27 protein-coding genes and 1 tRNA gene are annotated in these 22,361 nt (G+C 49.1%); 21 read left to right on the top strand and 7 right to left on the bottom strand.

Annotated elements, in window-relative coordinates; translation table 11 throughout:
- Positions 1–80 precede the first annotated feature (80 nt).
- The 5 genes from remB to dnaA form a co-directional block, all read right to left on the bottom strand.
- On the bottom strand, positions 81–329 hold the full coding sequence (remB, locus tag DNH61_RS07525; RefSeq protein WP_111146039.1) for an extracellular matrix regulator RemB: 249 nt from the start codon (positions 327–329) through the stop codon (positions 81–83).
- Between the two features lie 37 nt (positions 330–366).
- On the bottom strand, positions 367–1,476 hold the full coding sequence (recF, locus tag DNH61_RS07520) for a DNA replication/repair protein RecF (protein ID WP_111146038.1): 1,110 nt from the start codon (positions 1,474–1,476) through the stop codon (positions 367–369).
- Positions 1,477–1,545: 69 nt separating this feature from the next.
- The gene (yaaA, locus tag DNH61_RS07515; RefSeq protein WP_111146058.1) at positions 1,546–1,755 is read right to left on the bottom strand and encodes a S4 domain-containing protein YaaA; all 210 of its coding nucleotides are present in this window, start codon (positions 1,753–1,755) and stop codon (positions 1,546–1,548) included.
- Positions 1,756–1,817: 62 nt separating this feature from the next.
- Positions 1,818–2,960 carry a DNA polymerase III subunit beta gene (gene dnaN, locus DNH61_RS07510; RefSeq protein ID WP_111146037.1) on the bottom strand — a complete coding sequence of 381 codons (1,143 nt, stop codon included), beginning with the start codon at positions 2,958–2,960 and terminating at the stop codon, positions 1,818–1,820.
- Positions 2,961–3,172: 212 nt separating this feature from the next.
- Positions 3,173–4,525: a chromosomal replication initiator protein DnaA gene (dnaA, locus tag DNH61_RS07505; protein ID WP_111146036.1), complete on the bottom strand. Its 1,353-nt coding sequence runs from the start codon at positions 4,523–4,525 to the stop codon at positions 3,173–3,175.
- Positions 4,526–5,283: 758 nt separating this feature from the next.
- Between dnaA and rpmH the strand changes: the two genes are divergently transcribed.
- The 12 genes from rpmH (at position 5,284) to DNH61_RS07445 (ending at position 16,341) form a co-directional block, all read left to right on the top strand.
- Positions 5,284–5,418: a 50S ribosomal protein L34 gene (gene rpmH / locus DNH61_RS07500; protein ID WP_111146035.1), complete on the top strand. Its 135-nt coding sequence runs from the start codon at positions 5,284–5,286 to the stop codon at positions 5,416–5,418.
- 86 nt (positions 5,419–5,504) lie between these two features.
- The gene (rnpA, locus tag DNH61_RS07495) at positions 5,505–5,858 is read left to right on the top strand and encodes a ribonuclease P protein component (RefSeq protein ID WP_111146034.1); all 354 of its coding nucleotides are present in this window, start codon (positions 5,505–5,507) and stop codon (positions 5,856–5,858) included.
- Positions 5,859–5,951: 93 nt separating this feature from the next.
- On the top strand, positions 5,952–6,719 hold the full coding sequence (locus DNH61_RS07490) for a YidC/Oxa1 family membrane protein insertase (protein WP_111146033.1): 768 nt from the start codon (positions 5,952–5,954) through the stop codon (positions 6,717–6,719).
- Complete coding sequence (gene jag, locus DNH61_RS07485) at positions 6,716–7,345, top strand: RNA-binding cell elongation regulator Jag/EloR (protein ID WP_111146032.1); 630 nt, start codon at positions 6,716–6,718, stop codon at positions 7,343–7,345. Before DNH61_RS07490 ends, jag begins: the two co-directional genes overlap by 4 nt.
- Before the next feature lie 257 nt (positions 7,346–7,602).
- Entirely contained in the window at positions 7,603–8,982 is a 1,380-nt protein-coding gene (gene mnmE / locus DNH61_RS07480) for a tRNA uridine-5-carboxymethylaminomethyl(34) synthesis GTPase MnmE (protein ID WP_111146031.1), read from the top strand.
- Positions 8,983–9,095: 113 nt separating this feature from the next.
- Complete coding sequence (gene mnmG / locus DNH61_RS07475; protein WP_111146030.1) at positions 9,096–10,985, top strand: tRNA uridine-5-carboxymethylaminomethyl(34) synthesis enzyme MnmG; 1,890 nt, start codon at positions 9,096–9,098, stop codon at positions 10,983–10,985.
- A gap of 4 nt (positions 10,986–10,989) precedes the next feature.
- Positions 10,990–11,700 carry a 16S rRNA (guanine(527)-N(7))-methyltransferase RsmG gene (gene rsmG, locus DNH61_RS07470; protein ID WP_111146029.1) on the top strand — a complete coding sequence of 237 codons (711 nt, stop codon included), beginning with the start codon at positions 10,990–10,992 and terminating at the stop codon, positions 11,698–11,700.
- Between the two features lie 260 nt (positions 11,701–11,960).
- Positions 11,961–12,776 carry a nucleoid occlusion protein gene (noc, locus tag DNH61_RS07465; protein WP_111146028.1) on the top strand — a complete coding sequence of 272 codons (816 nt, stop codon included), beginning with the start codon at positions 11,961–11,963 and terminating at the stop codon, positions 12,774–12,776.
- Between the two features lie 105 nt (positions 12,777–12,881).
- On the top strand, positions 12,882–13,655 hold the full coding sequence (locus DNH61_RS07460) for a ParA family protein (RefSeq protein WP_111146027.1): 774 nt from the start codon (positions 12,882–12,884) through the stop codon (positions 13,653–13,655).
- Entirely contained in the window at positions 13,636–14,496 is an 861-nt protein-coding gene (locus DNH61_RS07455) for a ParB/RepB/Spo0J family partition protein (protein ID WP_111146026.1), read from the top strand. Before DNH61_RS07460 ends, DNH61_RS07455 begins: the two co-directional genes overlap by 20 nt.
- A gap of 115 nt (positions 14,497–14,611) precedes the next feature.
- Positions 14,612–15,778, top strand: coding sequence for an aminotransferase class V-fold PLP-dependent enzyme (locus DNH61_RS07450; RefSeq protein WP_111146025.1), 1,167 nt, complete (start codon positions 14,612–14,614; stop codon positions 15,776–15,778).
- Positions 15,779–15,846: 68 nt separating this feature from the next.
- Complete coding sequence (locus DNH61_RS07445) at positions 15,847–16,341, top strand: DUF4446 family protein (RefSeq protein ID WP_111146024.1); 495 nt, start codon at positions 15,847–15,849, stop codon at positions 16,339–16,341.
- Here the strand turns inward: DNH61_RS07445 and yyaC are convergent.
- Entirely contained in the window at positions 16,316–16,909 is a 594-nt protein-coding gene (gene yyaC / locus DNH61_RS07440; RefSeq protein ID WP_111146023.1) for a spore protease YyaC, read from the bottom strand. The genes DNH61_RS07445 and yyaC overlap by 26 nt on opposite strands.
- Positions 16,910–17,011: 102 nt before the next feature.
- On the opposite strand from yyaC, the gene DNH61_RS07435 reads away from it, so the two are divergent.
- The 6 genes from DNH61_RS07435 to DNH61_RS07410 all read left to right on the top strand — a co-directional run bounded on the left by DNH61_RS07435 (position 17,012) and on the right by DNH61_RS07410 (position 20,227).
- On the top strand, positions 17,012–17,257 hold the full coding sequence (locus DNH61_RS07435; RefSeq protein WP_111146022.1) for a putative Se/S carrier protein: 246 nt from the start codon (positions 17,012–17,014) through the stop codon (positions 17,255–17,257).
- Positions 17,258–17,320: 63 nt separating this feature from the next.
- Positions 17,321–18,244, top strand: a complete 924-nt coding sequence (locus DNH61_RS07430; protein WP_111146021.1) for a mechanosensitive ion channel family protein — start codon at positions 17,321–17,323, stop codon at positions 18,242–18,244.
- Positions 18,234–18,455 carry a DUF951 domain-containing protein gene (locus tag DNH61_RS07425; protein ID WP_111146020.1) on the top strand — a complete coding sequence of 74 codons (222 nt, stop codon included), beginning with the start codon at positions 18,234–18,236 and terminating at the stop codon, positions 18,453–18,455. The genes DNH61_RS07430 and DNH61_RS07425 overlap by 11 nt, the downstream gene beginning before the upstream one ends.
- Positions 18,456–18,552: 97 nt before the next feature.
- Positions 18,553–18,643, top strand: a tRNA-Ser gene (locus DNH61_RS07420).
- 152 nt (positions 18,644–18,795) lie between these two features.
- Positions 18,796–19,359, top strand: coding sequence for an RNA polymerase sigma factor (locus tag DNH61_RS07415; RefSeq protein WP_111146019.1), 564 nt, complete (start codon positions 18,796–18,798; stop codon positions 19,357–19,359).
- Entirely contained in the window at positions 19,349–20,227 is an 879-nt protein-coding gene (locus DNH61_RS07410; RefSeq protein WP_111146018.1) for a hypothetical protein, read from the top strand. Before DNH61_RS07415 ends, DNH61_RS07410 begins: the two co-directional genes overlap by 11 nt.
- Before the next feature lie 323 nt (positions 20,228–20,550).
- Here DNH61_RS07410 and DNH61_RS07405 read toward each other — a convergent pair whose 3' ends face one another.
- A complete protein-coding gene (locus tag DNH61_RS07405) occupies positions 20,551–20,730 on the bottom strand; it encodes a YjzC family protein (RefSeq protein WP_111146017.1) in 180 nt (59 codons plus the stop codon).
- Between the two features lie 289 nt (positions 20,731–21,019).
- Here DNH61_RS07405 and rpsF point away from each other — a divergent pair, with 289 nt between their 5' ends.
- Genes rpsF through rpsR form a run of 3 tightly spaced genes read left to right on the top strand, consistent with a single transcriptional unit; the run spans position 21,020 to position 22,208 of the window.
- Positions 21,020–21,304, top strand: a complete 285-nt coding sequence (rpsF, locus tag DNH61_RS07400) for a 30S ribosomal protein S6 (protein WP_111146016.1) — start codon at positions 21,020–21,022, stop codon at positions 21,302–21,304.
- Positions 21,305–21,347: 43 nt separating this feature from the next.
- Positions 21,348–21,872: a single-stranded DNA-binding protein gene (ssb, locus tag DNH61_RS07395; RefSeq protein WP_111146015.1), complete on the top strand. Its 525-nt coding sequence runs from the start codon at positions 21,348–21,350 to the stop codon at positions 21,870–21,872.
- Between the two features lie 54 nt (positions 21,873–21,926).
- Entirely contained in the window at positions 21,927–22,208 is a 282-nt protein-coding gene (gene rpsR, locus DNH61_RS07390; RefSeq protein ID WP_111146014.1) for a 30S ribosomal protein S18, read from the top strand.
- The last annotated feature ends 153 nt before the right edge of the window (positions 22,209–22,361 follow it).

Raw genomic sequence — 22,361 nt, 5'->3', positions numbered from 1 at the left:
CCTAACTCACTGCTCCTCTCAACTGCTTGCTGCTTCTGTATAAAACACGATGATGAAATATAATATATTTATGCCGCAGGTCACATATCCGAAAACTGATGCGCCCGCTTCTTCAGCGTGGAAGACGAAATAGGCGAGTAGTAGACCCGCTGTCCGGTAATGACAATGGATTTCGGCTCTTCCTCGCCAATGACCTCCACATCCTTGCGCTTTGTTGCATGCGTTACGAACTGCTTGGAAATTTTGGATGACTGCTCGATGGATATATCAAAAATCGCCACCAGCTCAGCTGCACGTACGATTTTCTCCCCGCCCAGATGGATATACATGACACCCGTCCCTTCTTTCGCTCTGCCGCCGCATCCTTTACCGCATAACGCTGCCTTCCTTCACATGATAGAGACTAGCGTCCTGCAGCTTAGCGATATCGACGCTTTCAAGCCCGGTCGTTGTAATAAAGGTCTGTACCTTGCTCTGGAAGGTTTCGATCAGCTGCGTCTGCCGGTTCCGGTCCAGTTCAGACAGAACATCATCCAGCAGAAGCACAGGATACTCCCCGATCTCTTCGCGGATCAGCTCGATTTCGGCCAGCTTGAGCGACAATGCGGTCGTCCGCTGCTGTCCCTGAGAGCCGAAGGTCTGGGCTTCCTTCCCGTTGATATAGAAGGCCAGATCGTCTCTATGCGGGCCCGCGAGCGTCATTCCGCGCCGTAATTCCTGCTCTTTCACTTGTGATAACTTTATCATAAATTGCTCAAATAAAACAGATTCATCTTCCGATGCAGCCGCTTCGAAGGATGGCTTGTACTGTACCTCCAGCTGCTCTGTTCCCGCCGTAATGCCCGCATGGATTGTCTCCGCCCACTTTTGCAGCCTTTTTATAAAGTTTTGCCTCTTTTTTATGATTTTAACACCATACTCCACAAGCTGGGCATTCCAGATGTCCAGCATCGCCTGCTGGGCACCGCCTGGATAGGCCGATTTGAGATAGTTATTGCGCTGGACCAGCACCTTGGCATACTGCTGCAGGGTATGCAAATAACCGGGCTGCACCTGACCGATTTCCATGTCCAGAAACCGTCTGCGTATGCCCGGTGTTCCTTTTACGATTTCGAGATCCTCAGGCGCGAACATGACGACATTAAGCGTACCAACAAAATCGCTCAGCTTGCGCTGCTCAAGTCCGTTGATCTTCGCCTTCTTGCCTTGTCCCGAGAAAGCAAGCTCCAGCTTAACCGTACCGTACTTACGCTCGGCTTCCCCTATGATCCGTGCCGTATCCGACTGCCAGCCGATCAGTTCCTTGTCCTTGGAGGTGCGATGGGACTTGGAGAGGGCAAGGACGAAGATGGCTTCAAGCAGATTCGTCTTGCCCTGTGCATTGGGCCCGATAAAGATATTCACCTGACTGTCGGTTTGAAGCTCAACCCGTTCATAATTCCGGTAATGCTGCAGTTCAATGGATTTTAAAAACAAGGATGCGTCCTCCTGATCTATAACACGGCGCAGCGTTAATGTGCCACTGTTCCCTTTGCATTACGTGATTTACACGACTTTAAACGAGCCGCATCCTTCCACAACAACCGTATCACCGGGATACAGCTTGCGGCCGCGGCGGTTATCCGGTTCTCCGTTGATATGGATTTCGTTTTCCTGGAGAAAAAACTTGGCCTGTCCGCCTGTGCCAATACAGTCCGCAATCTTAAGAAACTGGCCCAGTGTAATATATGCCGTTGTAATCGTCACTTCTTTCACCTGTCTGCACATCCCTTCACCAATGTTCTGCCATCATTGTTCCCTAAAGCAGGCCTGCTTGATCAGCTTGTCGTCCGGTAAGGAAGAATAATATGCAGATTATGCGAGTGGTCGGTCGGCTTCAGGATGATCGGGCTCATTGCACCGTTAAAACCGATGGAAATCTGCTCGCTGTCAATCACTTTCAGCGCATCAAGCATATATTTGGAGTTGAAGGCGATCCGCAGGGGATCTCCGTTGAAGGCTATTACATTCAGCTGCTCGGTAACCTTGCCAAGCTCGGATGAACTTGATGACACTTCGATTGTTCCATCCTCCATCGTGATAAGGCGGACGATGTTCGTCTTCTCTTCCCGCGACATCAGATAGGCCCGGTCGATGGCATCTGTTAAATTTTTTGTTTCTAGAACCAGTTCTGTTTTGAATTGCTGCGGAATAATCTTAGAAGTATCCGGATAGGTGCCGTCGAGAACGCGGGAGAAGAACAGCACTTGCCCTACTTTAAACAGAACCTGATTGTCCGCTACCACAATTTCGACTTTCTCGGAAGAGTCTGGCACCAGCCTGGACAGCTCGTTCAGCGTTTTGGCCGCAATGACGATGTTGTTGAAACGGTAGCCCTCGGCTGTCTCAATATTGGCCGTCCGGCTGGACAAGCGGTGACGGTCTGTCGCGACGAACTTGAACTCGCCATCCTGCAGATTCCACAGGAGACCGGTCAGGATTGGGGTCTGTTCGCTTGTTGAAGCCGCAAACACCGTCTGGCGGATCATCGACTTAAGCAGATCACCGGCAACATAGAGCGATTCGTTCTCTTCGATTGATGGAAGCACCGGGAACTCTTCGGCATCAAGACCAACCATCTGAATATCAGTTGAACCAGAGCGAACGGAAATTTGCAGCTGCTCCTTCACTTCAATCTCAACCTCGTTTGCAGGCAGCTTCTTCACGATCTCTACGAAGAATTTGGCAGGCAGCACAATACTTCCGGGCTTTGAAACCTGGACAATTGTTTTGTTGCTCTGTTCCGCTGGAATAAAGCTTTGGATCGATATATCGGTATCACTGGCTGTTAAGGTAACACCTTGATGGGTGACGTCAAATTTGATGCCGCCAAGGATCGGAATAGCCGGTCTTGAGGAGACAGCTTTGGAAACCTGCTGGATGGCGTCATTAAGTTCATTTTTGGCGATGGTTAACTTCATGATTTCACTCCTATAACGAAAACTGGGGTAAACCGGCAGGGCTTCGGAATCCGTTCAGACACCGTTCTACATGATGATATATATAATAACATTTTTTGTAGTAGCAGTAGTAGGGGCACTGAATATGTGGATAACCGTGAATAACGCCGATAAAAGAAGCCTATCCACATGTGTATAGCGTGTGCATAGGCTTCCATACTGTTCACAACCGGTTACGAACCATTTTTTATTTTGTCGGTTAGATTCTGAATGATCTTGTAGAGCTCCTGATCTTTCTCCACCTGCTGCGTAATCTTGTCATGAGCATGAATAACGGTCGTATGGTCACGTCCGCCGAATGCTTCGCCGATCTTGGGCAGGGAATAGTCGGTCATCTCCCTGGACAGATACATGGCGATTTGCCGCGGGAAGGCTACAGCCTTGGTCCGCTTGCGCGCCTTGAATTCCTCAAGCTTCAGCCCGAAGTATTCGCCAACCCGCTGCTGGATATCCTGGATGGTAATCATCTTGGGACGGCCCGATGGAATGATATCCTTCAGCGCTTCGGCTGCCAGATGAGAGGAAATATCCTGGTTGATTAGCGAAGAATAAGCCACGACGCGGATTAACGCGCCCTCGAGCTCCCGGATATTCGTATCAATCTGGTTCGCTATATAAACCATTGCCTCGTTCGGAATATCCAGATTCTCAGCCTTGGCCTTCTTCCGCAAAATCGCAATCCGGGTTTCCAGATCAGGCGGCTGGATATCGGTGATCAGACCCCACTCAAACCGGGAACGAAGCCTTTCCTCGAGTGTCGGGATCTCCTTGGGAGGCCGGTCACTTGAGATAATGATCTGTTTACGTTCCTCGTGAAGCGCGTTAAAGGTATGGAAAAACTCTTCCTGCGTCTGCTCTTTACCGGCCAGGAACTGAATATCGTCAATGAGCAGAATATCAATATTGCGGTATTTAATCCGGAAGCTCTCGCCGCGATTATCGCGGATGGCGTTAATAAACTCGTTCGTGAACTTCTCCGAGGAGATATAGAGCACGCGCGTATTCGGATTATGCTCCAGAATATAATGGCCGATGGCATGCATCAGATGTGTCTTCCCAAGCCCCACGCCGCCATACAGGAACAGGGGGTTATACGCCTTGGCCGGCGCTTCTGCAACAGCAAGCGAAGCAGCATGGGCAAACCGGTTGTTGGCACCGATGACGAAGGTATCAAAGGTGTACTTGGGATTGAGCATATGCGAGAAAGACTCTTCGTGAACGATCGGCTGGGGAGCAGCTGACTGGTTCGGCGCAGGAGCCGGCTCGGGCGGCTTGTTCTCTTCAATGATGAATTTGATATCAACCTGGCGCCCCAGATAATCCGTCAGCGTTGTCCTCACAAGCTTCGTGTACCGGCTTTCCAGCCATTCTACCGCGAATGTCGTGGGTGCTGTAATCAGGACCATTTCGTCGGATGCGAAAGAAGCCTTCGTCGCCTTAAACCAGGTATCGAAGCTCGGCTTGCTTAATTTGGTTTTTATAATAGACAGGACTTCCTGCCATGTTGCCTGGCTATAGCTATCCACAGATTGTCACTCCTTAACCGTTGTTACAGCAAGAGAATTCAGCCGCTTCCAACGGTCTTGGCAAGCGACGAAAAAGGGTTGCGCCGCAGATTGAGCTGCGGTGAACCCGTTATAGAAAAAAAATACCATGCACGGAAAAAAGGCATCAGAAAATGGAGGCTGCTGCATGCTGCTGTAAAACAGCGGCCCTGGACGATGGTGCATGTGTTTGTCGAATAAGCTGGAAGTGCGGCGGAATTATCCACACTATACACGATAACAGTTGAGAAGTTATCAAAAGGGGATAAAACTTGTTCACAAAGTTATCCACAGGCTGTTGATAATATTGGGGATGATATGGATTCATCCACATCGAAAACAAGACTATCATAGCAAAAGACGCCTGTGATTTCAACGCAAATCAATAATTTATCCACATTTACAACAGGTTGTGCATAAAACTTATGGACAACACTAGATATTGTTTATAATTTGTTAATCGTTCGACAAAAACTGCTCACAGCCCCAAAAACTTATTCACATGTTATCAATTTCGAGCGGTTTCTATCCTCACCAGGTTATCAACAGGCTAAACCTCGACAAGGGGCTCAATGTGGAGGGAGATCAACCGTCTGGCCCAGCCATTATTGACTTTTACCGTTGGGTGTGCTTTAATTGAAAAGGCGTTTTTTGAAAGCAGACACAGATAAAAAGTAGTATGATTCATTTAAAATGCTGATGCAGTATTTAAATAGATCGGAACCAGGAGGTGCAAAATCATGAGACCGACATTTAAACCGAATGTAAGCAAGCGCAAGAAAGTTCACGGCTTCCGCAAGCGGATGGCTACGAAGAATGGCCGCAAAGTACTGAGTGCCCGCCGTCAAAAGGGTAGAAAAGTATTGAGTGCGTAACTAAAAGACCACGTGCGGTGGTCTTTTTTTTTCGGTTTTGGACCATACTTCATTAATAAAAAGGAAAGTTCGGTGGGCTTGCGTCTATGCAAAGAAAGCTTCGATTGCGGAACCGGAGCGATTTTTCACGTATATATAAGTGGGGAAAATCGTTTGCGAACGGTCAATTTGTTGTGTACTGGTCGAAGCGGCCCGCGACGGAGCAATTCCGGATGGGCGTGTCGGTCAGCAAGAAGCTTGGCAACGCGGTTGTGCGGAACCGGCTTCGCAGGGTAGTAAAGGAAATGGTTAGACTTAACGCGCCGCTGATTGCCGAGCATACGGATTTCATCCTTATCGTCCGCAAGCCGGCCGTTGCGATGAAGACCAAGGAACTCGAGAAGAGCATGCTGCATGTGCTTCGCAAAGCGGGATTACTAAAGCCCCGGCCGGATCGGTGAAAGCGCTGGCTTCGCCCGTCCGGGGCTGTTTCCTTGCGGCTTGTATTATGGTATAGTTTTCTAGAATGCTTGTCTCAGCAGAGGGGAGTTTTGATGTTGTTTCGTAATAAGAAATGGTGGCTTGTTCTAGGCCTGGTTGGGCTGATGGCCGTATTGTCGGGCTGTGCGCCTGCAGACCATACGACCACGACCGAGGATTTGCTGAAGGGCAACTTCTGGGAGAAGAACGTTGTTTACTGGTTTGCGCTTATGCTGGATACGTTCGCTGATTGGTTCACCGGCTCTTATGGACTGTCCATATTGCTGCTGACGATCATCGTCCGGACTCTGATTTTGCCGCTTACTTTGAAGCAGTACCGCAGCTCGAAGGCGATGCAGGCCATTCAGCCGGAGATGCAGAAGATCCGCCAGAAATTCAAGGATAATCCGCAGAAGCAGCAGGAAGAGACAATGAAGCTGTTCCAGCAGCATCAGATTAATCCGCTCGCGGGCTGTCTGCCGCTGCTCATTCAAATGCCGATCTTTATCGCGCTTTATAACGCGATTTACTGGAACCCGGATATTCGTACACATGAATTCCTCTGGCTTCAGCTTGGAGAGAAGGATCCGTATTATATTCTGCCGGTCATTGCGGCAATTACGACATTCATCCAATCGAAGATGATGCCGCAGCAGCCGAATAATCCAATGCAGGCGATACTGCTTATTTTCCCGGTATTGATCTTCGTCATGGCGATGTCATTCCCGGCCGCACTTCCGCTTTACTGGATCTACAGCAACATCTATACGATTATCCAAAACTATTTCCTCTACGTTCGTTCATCCGACAAGGGTAAGGCTAAGGAGGCCCCTGCGAAATGAAGAAAATCGTAGCATCAGGAAAGACGATCGAAGAAGCTGTACGAAACGGTTTGGCTGAGCTGCAGGTTACGGAAGAACGGGTTAATGTAACGGTTATTGAACAGCCCTCCAGGGGGCTGTTCGGATTAATCGGCACAAGAGAAGCCAAGGTAGAACTTGAGCTTCTGCCCGAGCCGGTCGACCCTGTGGTTGAAACGGAACAATTTCTGCATGAAGTGGCTGAGGCTATGGGCCTTCAAGTAGATATTAACCGGCAGACAAACAGAGAAGGTGTTCAGCTGGCCATCTCCGGCACCGGAGATATTGGCATGCTGATCGGACGCAGAGGCCAAACGCTTGATGCCCTGCAGTATCTGGCTAATATTGTCGCGAACCGCCATTCAGACAGTTTTGTAAGAATCGTCCTTGATGCTGAGGATTTTCGGGAACGCAGACGCAAGACACTGGTGGAATTATCCGACCGTCTTGCGGGCAGGGTTATACGATCGAAGCAAGAGGTAGTTCTGGAACCGATGACTGCACAGGATCGGAAGATCATTCATTATCAGCTGCAGAATCATCCGAAAGTGAAGACGTACAGTAAGGGAGACGAGCCTAACCGGCGAATCGTCATTACCCCCCGATAGATGAATAAGTTGATAGGCTCGGCAATGGCTCCCACCAAGAGGCATTGCCTTTTTTTGAAGGTGCGGGTGTCGAAAAATAACTATCCACATGTGGATAACGCTTGATGACAGATGGACGCGCCTTGCGGTGAATCAGTCTCATGAAATTGTGTACAATTTCGAAGAAAATGCAAATCATAATCCACAAGGGGATAACTGGCGTCAGGCAGTCGACCTGGTCAGGGGTTAACGGTTATACTGAAGGAGTTGGAATAAACATGAATATGGATACGATTGCCGCGATCTCGACAGCTGTCGGTGAAAGCGGCATTGCCGTCATAAGGGTAAGCGGGGCAGATGCTGTGAAGGCAACGGCGCCGCTGTTCCGGTCAAGAGTGGATTTAAACGAGGCAGCTACCCACACGGTGAATTATGGACATATTATTGATCCGGACACCGGTGAAGTGATGGAGGAGTCGCTGGTTACGGTTATGAAGGGGCCGCGGTCCTTTACGGCTGAAGACGTGGTGGAGATCAGCACGCACGGCGGGATCGTGGCCGTTAAGCGTGTCATGGAGCTGCTGCTGAGGCGCGGAACGATCCGGCTGGCTGAGCCGGGAGAATTTACGAAGCGGGCGTTCCTGAACGGCCGGATCGACCTGACGCAGGCTGAAGCCGTAATGGACTTGATCAGGTCAAAATCGGATCGTGCCTTCTCGATTGCACTCAAGCAGGCGGAGGGCTCGCTGTCCAAGAAGATTAAGGTGCTGCGTCATCAGCTGATTGAGCTGCTCGCGCATATTGAAGTGAACATTGATTACCCGGAGCATGATGTGACCGAGATGAGCAATTCCTTTATCCGTGACCAGAGCACGGAGGTGATTGGTGAGATTGCTCAGCTGCTCCGAACGGCAAGTGAAGGCAAGATTTTGCGGGAAGGTATTGTAACAGCCATCGTCGGCAGGCCGAATGTCGGCAAGTCGTCTCTGCTGAATGCTTTGTCCCAAAGTAATAAGGCCATAGTAACGGATATACCGGGAACAACCCGTGATGTTATAGAGGAATTTGTCACTGTTAAGGGCATTCCGCTAAGACTGCTGGATACGGCGGGAATCCGGGAGACCTCTGACCTTGTAGAACGGATTGGAGTGGAGCGTTCCCGAACCGCACTGGGCGAGGCAGATCTTATCATGCTAGTGCTCAATAATGCAGAGCCGCTGCATGAGGATGAGAAGGAGCTGCTGAAGCAGCTGGCGGGCCGGCAGATGATCGTCATCCTGAACAAGACCGACCTGCCGGCACAGCTCAGTGACGAAGAGCTGGGCGAGCTGGTCCCTGAACAGGCGATTGTACGGATGTCGGTTGCGGAAGAGAAGGGGATGGACCAGCTGGAGGAAGCGATCGCTTCGATGTTCTTCTCCGGCAAGCTGGAATCCGCCGATATGACCTATGTATCGAATGTGAGGCATATTGCCCTGCTGAAGCAGGCGGTGCGTTCGCTCGAAGATGCCATCGAGGCGACAGAATCCGGCATTCCGATTGATATTGTGCAAATTGATGTGCGAACCGCTTGGGAGCTCCTCGGCGAAATCACTGGTGACAGCGCGGGAGATTCGCTAATTGATCAGATTTTCTCGCAGTTCTGTTTAGGTAAATAATATGCAAAAAATAATGACATTTCTGGTCGTATCTTGAGTGAAATACAAAGATACGATGCAGATAGATGATGGAAGCCGAGTTGTGTGTGAAAAAGAGGAGGAGGAATAGCGAAATGGGATATCATGCTGGCGAATATGATGTCATCGTGGTAGGTGCCGGACATGCAGGCTGTGAAGCTGCATTGGCATCGGCAAGAATGGGCTGTGAGACCCTGCTGCTGACAATTAATCTGGATATGGTGGCATTCATGCCATGCAACCCGTCAATTGGCGGTCCGGCCAAAGGACATGTCGTCCGTGAGATCGATGCACTCGGGGGCGAGATGGGACGGAATATAGACAAAACCTTTATACAAATGCGGATGCTGAACACAGGCAAGGGTCCTGCGGTTCATGCGCTTCGTGCCCAGGCAGATAAGTTCATGTATCAGCATGAGATGAAGAAGACAATTGAAGAAACAGCACACCTGACACTCCGTCAGGGTATGGCTGAAGAATTAATCGTGGAGGACGGCAAGTGTGTAGGCTTGATAACGAAGACAGGCGCTGAATACCGGGCGAAGGCAGTTGTCGTAACTACAGGGACATACCTTCGCGGCAAAGTGATCATGGGCGAGCTGATGTATGAGAGCGGACCTAACAACCAGCAGCCATCGGTGAAGCTGTCCGAATCGCTTCGCGGACTGGGCCTGGAGCTTGTCAGATTCAAAACCGGGACGCCGCCGCGCGTTCATAAGGATTCGATCGATTTTGACAAGACGGAAATCCAGCCAGGGGATGAACAGCCAAAGTTCTTTTCCTATGAGACGGAATACTCGAACAATGAACAGCTGCCATGCTGGCTGACCTATACATCCGAGGATACACACAAGATTATTAATGATAATCTGCATCGTGCGCCGATGTTCTCAGGTCAAATTGAAGGTACGGGACCGCGTTACTGCCCTTCTATAGAAGATAAGATCGTCCGGTTTGCGGATAAGCCGAAGCATCAGATTTTCCTGGAGCCGGAAGGCAAGCACACGTCGGAATATTATGTTCAGGGTCTGTCGACGAGCATGCCGGAAGACGTACAGCTTGCAATCCTTCGCTCGATCCCTGGCATGGAACGTGTTGAAATGATGCGTACCGGCTATGCCATTGAGTATGATGCGGTTGTACCTACACAGCTGTGGCCGACGCTGGAGACGAAGGTCGTATCCGGACTGTTCACCGCAGGACAAATTAATGGAACTTCCGGCTATGAGGAAGCGGCTGGCCAGGGAGTAATGGCAGGTATCAATGCAGCCCGCAAGGTGCAGGGACAAGAGCCCGTTATTCTGGAGCGGTCTCAAGGATACATTGGCGTATTGATTGATGACCTTGTGACGAAGGGGACCAATGAGCCTTACCGTCTGCTGACTTCCCGTGCGGAATACCGCCTGCTGCTGCGTCACGATAATGCCGATCTGAGACTGACGCCGATTGGTTATGAGATTGGCCTTATCTCCGAGGAGAGACATAACCGTTTTCTGGTGAAGAAGGAACGGATTGAACAGGAGATTGAACGTCTGAAGACAACCAAGGTTCGTGCAGATGAAGCACTGCATGCGATGCTGGAGGAAGCGGGCTCGGCACCAATTGCCAACACAGTTGATGCACTCTCGCTGCTGCGCAGACCGGAGATCAGCTATGCGCTGCTGGAGAAGGTAGCACCGTCGCCGCTCGAGTTAAATGAAGATATGAAGGAACAAGTCGAGATTCAAGTGAAATACCAGGGTTATATTGAGAAGCAGCTGCTGCAGGTTGAGCGTCTCGCTAAGATGGAGAAGAAGAAGATTCCGGATGACATTGATTATTACGATGTTCATGGACTCGCTTCCGAGGCCAAACAGAAGCTGAGCACGATCAGACCATTGTCGATTGGCCAAGCGTCCCGAATATCCGGCGTAACGCCTGCCGATCTATCTATTCTCCTGGTTTATCTCGAACACTATAACCGGGTAGTTGCGGCACGGGGGTAAGAGGATGGATTGGTTCATCAAGCTAATGGCGGAACAGCAGAGGGAACTCAGCACAACCCAATTGGATCAGTTGGAGCGTTACTATCAGATTCTCGTGGAATGGAACGAGAAGATGAACTTGACCGGGATCACGGAAAGGGATGCGGTATATGAGAAGCATTTTTATGATTCGATCTCTTTATCCTTCTATGTTGACATGGATCAGGTGACCCGGCTGGCCGATATCGGTTCGGGGGCTGGTTTCCCGAGTGTTCCGTTGAAAATTTGTTATCCTCATCTGAAAATCACTATCGTCGACTCACTGAACAAACGCATTCAATTCCTGACTCATCTATGTAAGCAGCTGGAATTGCAGAATTGCCAGCTCGTTCATGGAAGGGCAGAGGATGTGGCGCGTCAAGAAGAGCACCGGGATCAGTATGATCTGGTAACTGCGCGGGCGGTTGCGAGGATGAATGTGCTAAATGAATTTTGTCTTCCCTTTGCGAAGCCAGGCGCTTTGTTTGCAGCGATGAAGGGCAGTGAACCTAAGGATGAAATAGAAGAAGCGGGGAAGAGTCTTAAGGAGCTGAACGGCAAGCTGGAGGATATCCATCATTTCAAGCTTCCTAATGAAGAAGCGGATCGTCATATTATCTTGATTCGTAAACAAGGTTCCACACCGAAGAAGTATCCGCGCAAGGCGGGTACACCGCTTAAGCAGCCGATTATGTAGCGACAGCATGACGGGAATGAATTGTTCCACGTGAAACATTTTCATTCCCGGTTTTCATGTAATCAAGCAGGAAAAAGGATTTTGGCTGGCGAATATACCTATAGTGTAGTAAAGAACCGGAGAAAATTTGATAATATCGTCGTAAGGCGTATAATGGAGCGAGTACACTCTATTCTTTCGATTAGGGTTAAGATAGAGACGTTCCGCATCATTAGACGATTCAACGTTACGGCATATTGAATTAGGTGGGTTATGACGGTATGAAAGAACAATTTTCGCGGCTTTTCGGCTTTTCCGAACGCTCCAACCAGGATGAAGTCAAACAAATCCCCGTGGAGGATATCGATACAAGCCCCTATCAGCCCAGAACGATATTCGATGATGATCGGATCGAAGAGCTTTGCCAAACGATTAAGACACATGGCGTCATTCAACCAATTGTCGTGCGTGTTCGGAACAACCGTTACGAAATTATAGCGGGTGAGCGTCGTTGGCGTGCGGTAAAGAAACTTGGCCTTGAAACAATACCGGCCATCATAAGAGAATTCAATGATTCGCAAGCGGCTTCTATCGCTTTAATCGAGAACCTGCAAAGAGAAGGGCTGACTGCTGTAGAGGAAGCCATCGCTTATCAGAAGCTCATTGATCTACATGATTTGACGCAGGAAAGTCTCGCGCAGCGGCTGGGGAAGAGCCAGTCCACGATAGCCAATAAGCTTCGATTGTTGAATCTTAGTGAACCTGTTAAACTTGCATTAATGGAACGGAAAATAACCGAGCGGCATGCTCGGGCATTGCTCACTCTGGATACGGAAGAGCTTCAAGTGAAGGTTCTTGAAGATGTTATTTCGAAGGAGCTAAATGTTAAACAAACGGAGGCTAGAGCAGCCTTTTATAAGGAAACGGCCAAGGCCAAGAAGTCGAAAAGGATCTCATTTACGAAGGATGTACGTCTGGCTCTCAATACAATTCGCCAATCCATTGATATGGTGTCCGGCTCCGGCTTGAAGATCAAGACGGATGAGAAGGACTGCGAAGAACATTATGAGATCGTTATTCGGATCCCTAAGCGGTAGCTGAGCCGTACAACATGAAACAAGCAGCTTCGTTCGCGAAAGCGGCAACCCTTGCCGCTTTTTCTCTATTTACAGCCTACTAGCTAGATATTGAGGTGAACCGGATTGTCCAAAATAATTGCCATAACGAATCAGAAGGGCGGGGTAGGGAAAACAACCACCTCTGTCAACTTAGGCGCCTCCTTAGCTTCTCTCGGCAAGAAAGTGCTTCTGGTAGATATAGACCCACAGGGTAATACGACTAGCGGTATCGGGATCAACAAAGCAGATGTGAGCAACTGCATTTACGATATCCTTATTAATGATGTACATCCTGAAGAAGCCATGTGTGAAACGAAAATTCCGGGACTTACGCTTATACCGGCAACGATCCAGCTGGCTGGTGCCGAGATCGAGCTAGTCCCTACGATATCACGTGAGGTAAGGCTGAAGAAATCACTGCAATTGGTTAAGAATCAATTCGACTACGTGCTGATCGACTGTCCGCCATCTCTAGGGATCTTAACGATTAATTCATTAACAGCTGCAGACTCTGTTATTATTCCTATTCAATGTGAGTATTATGCTCTGGAGGGTTTGAGCCAGCTGCTAAACACCGTGCGTCTTGTTCAGAAGCATCTGAACACCTCATTGCAAATTGAAGGTGTGCTGCTTACGATGTTTGATGCCAGGACGAATCTGGGCATTCAGGTCATAGAAGAAGTGAAGAAGTACTTCCAGCAGAAGGTCTACCAAACGATCATTCCAAGAAATGTGCGGCTTAGTGAGGCCCCATCTCATGGTCAATCCATTATTACCTATGATCCTCGTTCGAAAGGCGCGGAGGTTTATCTTGAATTGGCGAAGGAAGTGATAACGTATGAGCAAGCGGCTAGGTAGAGGACTTGACGCGCTGATTCCATCGCTTTCGGTACAGGAAGATGATAAAGTGGTTGAGGTTTCCCTGTCGCAGTTAAGGCCCAATCCGTATCAGCCACGCAAGACGTTCGATGAGGATGCGATCAAGGAACTGGCTGAATCGATTAAGCAGCATGGGATCATTCAGCCTATAATTGTTCGCAGCGTCGTTAAAGGGTATGAGATTATTGCGGGTGAACGGCGTTTCCGGGCATCCCAGCTGTGTGGCAATCCAACCATACCTGCTGTAGTTCGCAATTTCTCCGATCAACAGGTGATGGAGATCGCATTGATCGAGAATTTACAGCGGGAAGACCTGAATGCCATAGAACTGGCGATTGCTTACCAGTCGATTATGGAGAAGTTTAGCCTGACACAGGAAGAACTATCCATGAAGGTTGGTAAGTCCAGGTCACATATCGCTAACTTCCTGCGCTTGCTTACACTGCCTGCTGAGATCAAGGAAAATGTTTCACGTGGAACATTATCGATGGGCCATGCGCGGGCGCTGGCAGGTCTTAAGGATGAAGTGCAGAAGCAAGAGCTAGCCAGACTTTCAATCGAGCAGGAATGGAGCGTAAGAGAGCTGGAGGAAGCCATCCAGAATCTTGACCGTAAGCCAGCAGCAGAGCAGGAGACACCTGCTGCACAGCGCAATAAGAAACGTGATCCTTATATCGAGCAGGTCGAAGAGTCGCTTCGGGAACGCTTCAAGACAACTGTAAAGATTAAGCAGCAGAAGGACAAAGGGCGTATAGAACTGCTCTATTATAATAAGCAGGATCTGGAACGGCTCCTTGAACTACTCGAGAAAATGGCCTAATATTCATGGTAAACAGTTATAGCATGCCTGAGTTGTAATCTTTCGGAGGAAGGATTAAACTAAGGTGTGCTATTGTTTTATCTGGAAATAGGCGGATGAGTGGAGGGAGTAAAAGGTGGATAACGAAAGTGAAATTCATTATTTGGACCATGCGGCAACATCATGGCCCAAACCCCGGCAGGTGATCGATGCTGTTCAGGAGGCGCTGTTGGAATATGCAGCTAATCCGGGGCGGGGAAGCCATAGAATGGCCGTCAGGGCCAGTCGAGCAGTGTTTGGTGCCCGTAAGGTGTTGGCTCAACTGTTCCGTATCAAGAATCCGAACGACATCGCTTTTACTCCAAGTACAACAGAAGCATTAAACCTCGCCATTAAAGGCTTCTTAAAGCCTGGTGATCACGTGGTAGCAACCGCGGTAGAACATAATTCCGTCCGTAGACCCTTGGAATATCTGAAACGCACCATTGGCATCCAAGTAACTTATGTAGATACAGATCAGACAGGCGCTCTCCAAATCGGACAGATTGAATCGGCCCTAACAGCATCGACGAAGCTTGTAATCGTCAACCATAGCTCTAATCTTCTCGGGTCCATTCTTCCTGTTAAGGAAATTGGACAGCTCACACGCTCGAAGGGGATTGTCCTTCTGGTAGATGCCGCTCAGAGCGCTGGAATACTCCCTATAGACGTTGAGGCGATGGGGGTTGATATGTTAGCCTTTCCAGGCCACAAAGGCCTCCTGGGCCCTCAGGGGACGGGAGGGTTGTATATTCATCCAGACATTGATCTGGTTCCGCTCCTGCATGGAGGGACTGGAAGCCAGTCGGAGGCCATTGACCAGCCGGATGTAAGACCTGATCGTTACGAATCAGGCACATTGAACCTGTCAGGCATTGCAGGCTTGCGGGCAGGGGTAGAAGTGGTTGCGAATGAGACTGTCGAAAAGATCCATAATAAAGAATGGTCCTTAACACAGCGTATGATGGAGGGGCTTCTTGCAATAGAAGGGGTAAAGGTTCTGGGTCCAGCACTTGGTGAGCCAAGGACCGGCATTGTTTCCTTCCTGGTGGGCTCAGCAGATCCATCGGAGACGGCTTTTATTCTGGATCAGCATTATGGCATAGCGGTACGTTCCGGCTTCCATTGTACGCCGCTCGCACACGGCTGTGCAGGCACGACAGAGACCGGTGCAGTCCGCGCAAGTGTCGGCTTTTACTCCCAAGACTCAGATGTAGACGCACTGATTGCTGCAGTGAAGGAAATGAAACAGCACTATTCATAATGGATATGGCATAGCAGTTGCACCTGCAGTCAGGCAGGGAATGGGATGGGTATGGAGGAGAAAACAGAATGGAACCAATATTAGAACCGTTTATCGTGGAGTGGCTCGTTCTGGGCTTGTCGGCCGTTGTATTGATTCTTGTGATCTGGAATTTGGCGGTGGGCAGAAGGCTGAAGCGCTTAAGACGGGATTACCGGGCGATGATGGCTGAGACCGGCGTGGATAATCTGGAGCAGCTTCTGGCGGATCTGCAGAGCAGAGTAACACAAGGTGAACATAAACTAGCAGAGCATGAAAATGAACTGGTGAAACTGTATAATGGACTGCGGTTAAAAAAGGGGAATGTGGGCATTCACCGTTATAACGCTTTCTCTACACAAGGCAGCGATATGAGCTTCTCCATTGCTATTATAAACGATGAGCAGGATGGTATTGTGCTGAGCGGTCTTCATACACGCGAGGAAACCTACGTCTATGCTAAACCGCTCGTGAACGGTGAATCTCCTTATCCGTTGACACCAGAGGAGAAACAGGCGATTAATCAGGCTGTGCAGCCGAAATAGCAGCAGGCCGGTTGGCAAGAAGGACGGCATGGTGCAGGCTTCGAGCAATGATTTCGGACATACGGATGACCAAGTGAAGCCGGGTGTTCTGGAGGACGAAATATTCCATGAAGCCGCCGACATTGACGATGCCAGTAATGTGAATATCACCAACGGGAGGGAGCTCCTTGTTCACACCGGCCCCCGGACGGACTGGACCCTTCCCAACTTGAATACAGCCCACACTGGCAACTTGTCCAAGACAAGCATCAATGCCGATGACGAAAGGGTGGCGTATATTCCGTTCAATATGCTGCAGCGTTTCCTCCAGGTTAACGGCGTGGACAGGCTGCTCCAGCGTACCGAACAGGTCATAATAGGGGCTGCGGTGTTTGCTAAGGTGAGAGCCTATTAATGGACCTAGCGCATCTCCGGTTGAACGATCGGTTCCGACGCACACAATAACAAGTCTCTGCTCGGGATACAGGTTCCGCAGATAACCGGTAAGCCTGTCTGTCAGCAGCACGCCAACATTCGATTCCGTATGCGCAATTTTGAAAGGCGCCTCTTTCCTACTAGTCATTTTCATAGAATCCCCTCCGCCATCCTCATGTGTTACTAGTATATGGACAGGGTGGTCATTTTATACTTGGGACTGTAAAAATAAAGATTCAATCGCGGAGGACAGAACATGCTGATTGCATTCGACTCTACCCAACAAGCACTGCGAGCAGAGATGCTCCTGGAATACGCGGAGATTGAGATTGATATTCGGCCGACACCAAAGGAGATAACGGCAGGCTGCGCGCTGTCAATTGATTTTCCCGATGTGGACCTGCAGCAGGTAGCGGCTGTTATCATAGAAGAAAAGGTAGAGATCAGGGGAATATTCGAGCAGGTTGGAAACCAGTATATACCGGTTCGTTTAGACAGCTAGGCTAAATGTGTAAATAAAGGAGTTAAGTCGAGATCACAGAGCTCGCAAGAGGGAGGAGAAACGATGAGCGAAGAAGTGCCGGTTAATGAAGAACCAACGATCAATGAAGAAACCATCTCTGGAATATGGACAGGCATCCAGGATTGGTTCATGAATGAGGAGATGTGGATTGCTATAGCCATAGGTGCAATTAGAATCCTGCTGATCCTCGTCATCGGAAGAGTTATTATATGGGCTGTTAACAAGCTGTTGAATCATATGATTCTGAACCGGACAACCACCCGGCTTCATATAGAGACCAGACGTGTACAGACAGTCGGAAGGCTGCTTAAGAACGTCGTTAATTATGTCGTTTACTTTATTACACTGCTGCTGATTCTAAGCGAGTTTCATATTAACTTGGGACCAATTATCGCTGGCGCAGGCGTCGTAGGGCTTGCCATTGGCTTTGGTGCTCAAAGCTTGGTCAAGGACGTCATTACCGGGTTCTTCATTATTCTTGAGGACCAGTTCTCTGTGGGCGACTTTATTCAGACTGGTACCTTCAAAGGCACCGTTGAAGTGATTGGATTGAGGGCCACAAGGCTGACAAGCTGGACCGGAGAGGTGTATATTATACCTAACGGCTCGATTGTGGAAGTAACGAATTATTCACTCCGCAATTCGCTTGCTGTATTGGATGTATCGATTGCTTACGAGGAAGATATCGACCATGCGACTGAGATTATTAAGAATACAATTGAGCATGTGCATCATGAGAATATGACGAAGACTCCCGAGGTTCTGGGTGTGCATGCATTAGGCCAGTCGGAAGTCATCATAAGGGTAATTGCGGAATGTTTGCCGAACACTCACTTTGTGGTAGCGCGTTTGCTGAATGCCGAAATTAAGAAATCGCTTGATGCGCATGGCATTGAAATTCCGTATCCGAAGATGGTGACTTACTACAAGGGCGAAAGAGGAGGCGCACAGCAAGATGGAGCGTAAGGAATTTGCGCTTGGCGATATTGTGCAGATGAAGAAGCAGCATCCCTGCGGAACCAATGAGATGGAGATCATCCGGATGGGAATGGACATACGCATCAAATGCGTCGGCTGCAAGCACAGCATTCTTGTGCCCCGTTTGAAGTTCGAGAAGAACATGAAGAAGGTGCTGCGAAGCGCTGAATCCGGGGAGGATGGACAGGCAGCGGAGTAAGGGAGAGGAGGGGAATGATTTGCCTTTAAAAAGTTGCAGACAAGGTTGTTGCATTCCCCAACTATCTATGGTATTATAAATCCTGCTTGTGATGAATGGAGAGGTACCCAAGTGGTCCAAGGGGGCTGACTCGAAATCAGCTAGGCGTCTCACGGCGTGCGTGGGTTCGAATCCCACCTTCTCCGCCATACATACACATAACGGTCCCGATGGGGCCGTTTTTTTTGTGCATTCAGTTACAGAATGGATTATTAAACGGTCACATTAACCCTATATATGGTGTTTACTCTTATGAAGGCAGATGACTGCCTTACATAACCTGTGTTAAGGAGGGGAAACGGTGCATGAATTATTGGCGTTCTGGGTGAGCGAGGCACGGAAGGGAGATCAAGAATCCTTTGCAAGAGTGGTCAGAAGCATGCAGCAGCCAGTCTTCCGTTACTGCTACCCGATGCTTGGTAACCGGGAAGATGCAGAAGATGTGGTACAAGAAGTATTCATAAGAGCGTATGAGCACCTGGATAGCTACGAGGAGAAGGGACAATTTACAGGTTGGCTCTTCACGATTGCTCATCGGCTTTGTCTGAATAAAATCAAGTATCGGAGCAGATGGTTTGCGGTGATTAATAAGGCAGCAGAACAGGAGCGGAACGCAACTACGAACATAGAGTTAGATGTTCACGAAGATGAGACCTTGATCCTGCTTAACTGCTTAAAGCCTGCATTAAAGTCGGTTGTCATACTTAAGGTGCTGAATGGGATGAGCTACGAAGAAATCAGTGCTGTAACAGGTGTAAAAGCGCAAAGCCTTCGAAAGCAGTTTGAACGCGCACGTAAGCAACTAAAAAAGGAATACGCCAACAGGCGTGCACAGATGAAAGGGGAGGTACATTTTGAATTCTGATTTTCGTCTGGAAAGCAGGCTGAAACAAATCGATATACCAGAGATTGATGTCGAGGAACGGGTAATGATTAGCATAAAGCAGCGGAGCTTGCAGGGGAAGCACAGAAAAATGTTCAAACCCGTTGTGCTCGCTAGTCTCATCGTTCTGCTAATAGCTTGTACGGGATACGCAACGGCAGAGCTTCTTACGCTATATGATGAGAAGGGCAGGGTGACGTTACAATTTCATCAAGAAACAGACTCAGGAGATATATTATCACGAGATGAAAAGCAGTATTACCTCGGAAAGGTAGAGGCTGGTAAAGCGATAGCTGTTTATAAAACAGAGGGGAATCCCGAAGAGATTACAACTACTCTGGTTAGGCCTCTAATAATAGAACAATTGAGCGAGCTCTCCGGTATAACAGTGTCTGAATTTATACAACCACTGGTTATTTCAGAGCCGCTTACATTTAAATCGGCTAAAGTGACTTATATGCCGGCCAATCTAACTAAGCAGGAAATCGATACATTGAAGCGCCAGGCTGCAGGACACATCGCAAGTCAGAAAATAGAGGTAACGGATCAAATAGCTGCAATAGACATAGAACTGCTGTACAAAGGTGATGCATACTGGATAAGCATACGAGAAGGTAAGGGCTGGGAAGAGATCTACACGAATCTCAAAGGCAGGAACAGCCAGACGATCAAGGTAGATCAATCTGATGGTTTGGTACTAGACTCTTCAGATGAATTGGAGCTTTATTGGCGAAGAGACAGTGAAGAAGCATCAGCTCTATATGTTGTGAAGGGGCAGGGCAATGGAGATCATGAAGCAGAAGCATTGACTGCTGTATTGGAAGCTTTTATCTCACCAAGTGGAGGATAAGGAGGGCAGAGGGAGCAAATTGGCAGTTACCGCGTATACACAAACAGAGAGCCCTTGCGGGCTCTCCTGACGGTGGTTGATTTGGTTGAGTCATCAGCATCTTCATCAGGCGACAAGAAACTTTCGGGTGCATCTTCCGATGCGCGTGTACTTCGACTTAAGAGTCTTTGGCACATCCCTCCGCTTCTATGCTGAGTGGATCTGTTCCTCTTGCGGTTGTTGCACTAGAGAGTTCAACGTAACCACACCTCTCGTCTCACCGTCGATATTATCATGTCCGGGATGGGGGAGCTGTATACATGATACCGGTAAAAAAAGTGCCGTTACTTCATCCGCGTCCAGCGGCGGTCCTCATTCGTAAGCTCGGGGAAGCGCTGGCCTTTCTTGAGCTTCACTTTACGGGGGTTGTTAACGCCGGTGTGCACGGCATGCTCGCCGACCTCAATATAGATGCCATCATTAGGAGCCGTATGTCTGTCCGTAAAATGTGTCCATTCACCCATGGGGAAGTTCCTCCTTATGCTGCTTAGTTTACGGACGGATCCCGTCCACAGCTTATTGTGCGCGAATGGGGGGCAGTCAATGAACGGGATTATGTGACATGACTGAACCGCAACAGGTCGGAGCCGTATGAAACATGGACTGAAACAGGCAGAGCTGATTGATGAGCAGGAAAACAGTACTTGCTTTAGGCACTCTACTTTTGATATAGTAATATGGTATGCGAGTTGATTAAGTCTCTCGCTCCTTGCTCCCGCAGGGGAGCCGCTAGTCCAAAAGGAGGTGAACAGAATGCGCAAATATGAAGTGATGTACATTATTCGTCCAGAGGTAGAACAGGAAGCTGTTCAAGCACTAGTCGAAAAATTCAATGGCATCATCTCCAACGGCGGAGAAGTCACAAAGCAAGACGTGATGGGCAAACGCCGCCTTGCGTATGAGATCAATAAGATTCGTGACGGCATTTACGTGCTGGTACATTTCAACGCTCCATCTGAGGTTATCGTTGAACTTGACCGCGTCATGAAGATTACGGATGAAGTTATCCGGTTCTTGATCGTCAAAGATGTAGCCTAAGGCTGCACGCAAGGGATGTTAACCGATTGGGAGGTTAATAACCATGTTGAACCGTGTCATTCTGATCGGGCGTCTGACAAGAGATCCCGAGATGCGATATACACCGTCCGGTGTGGCGGTCACGCAATTTACGCTGGCTGTTGACCGGCCGTTTACCAGCAATGGCGGTGAGCGGGAAGCTGATTTTATCCCGGTTGTCACCTGGCGGCAGCTCGCCGAAACATGTGCCAACTATCTCCGCAAGGGTCGTCTGACCGCGGTTGAAGGCCGAATTCAGGTTCGGAACTACGAGAATAACGAAGGTAAGCGGGTATACGTGACGGAAGTCATCGCCGATAACGTTCGTTTTCTGGAGTCGAACCGCGAGGGCGGCGGAAGCAACAATCGTGAAGAGGGCGGCGGCTACGGTGGTGGCGGCAGCAATTACGGCGGCGGCAGCGGAGGCGGCGGTTCGTACGGCGGCGGTAATGCCGGCGGCGGACGCGGGAATGCTTCGCGGAACGACAACGATCCGTTCTCTGATGACGGACGACCAATCGACATTTCGGAAGATGATCTGCCATTTTAAGAAGCGGCCGCAGGCTGCTGCTTAATGAATTTTTAGACAAGGAGGAATATGAACATGGCCTTTAAACCAAGAGAAGGCGGAGACGGAGAGCGTCCAGAGCGCAAGTTCAGCCGTAAAGGCGGCCGTAACAAGCGTCGTAAAGTATGCTTCTTCACCGTTAACAAAATCACGCACATTGACTATAAAGACACTGACCTGCTCAAGAAGTTCATCAGCGAGCGCGGCAAGATCCTGCCTCGTCGTGTAACGGGCACCAGCGCTAAATATCAACGTGCTCTGACAACTGCCATCAAACGTTCGCGTCAGGTAGCTCTGCTTCCTTACACGACGGAGTAGTCTATAGAGTAAAGAAGCTGTTTCGAAAGCGGATTGCGATCTGCTGGAGAAGCAGCTTTTTTGTGTTTCAGCGGGTCGCACATGGAATGATGTACAAGCTGTGATTAATATCATAAAAGAGCACTTGCAAAACATTTAACTTAGTAGTAAGAT

The organism is Paenibacillus sambharensis (genome assembly GCF_003233845.1).
Classification (GTDB): domain Bacteria; phylum Bacillota; class Bacilli; order Paenibacillales; family Paenibacillaceae; genus Paenibacillus_I; species Paenibacillus_I sambharensis.
Note: the sequence above shows the minus strand (reverse complement) of the source record. Positions and strands in the feature narration are given on the sequence as shown.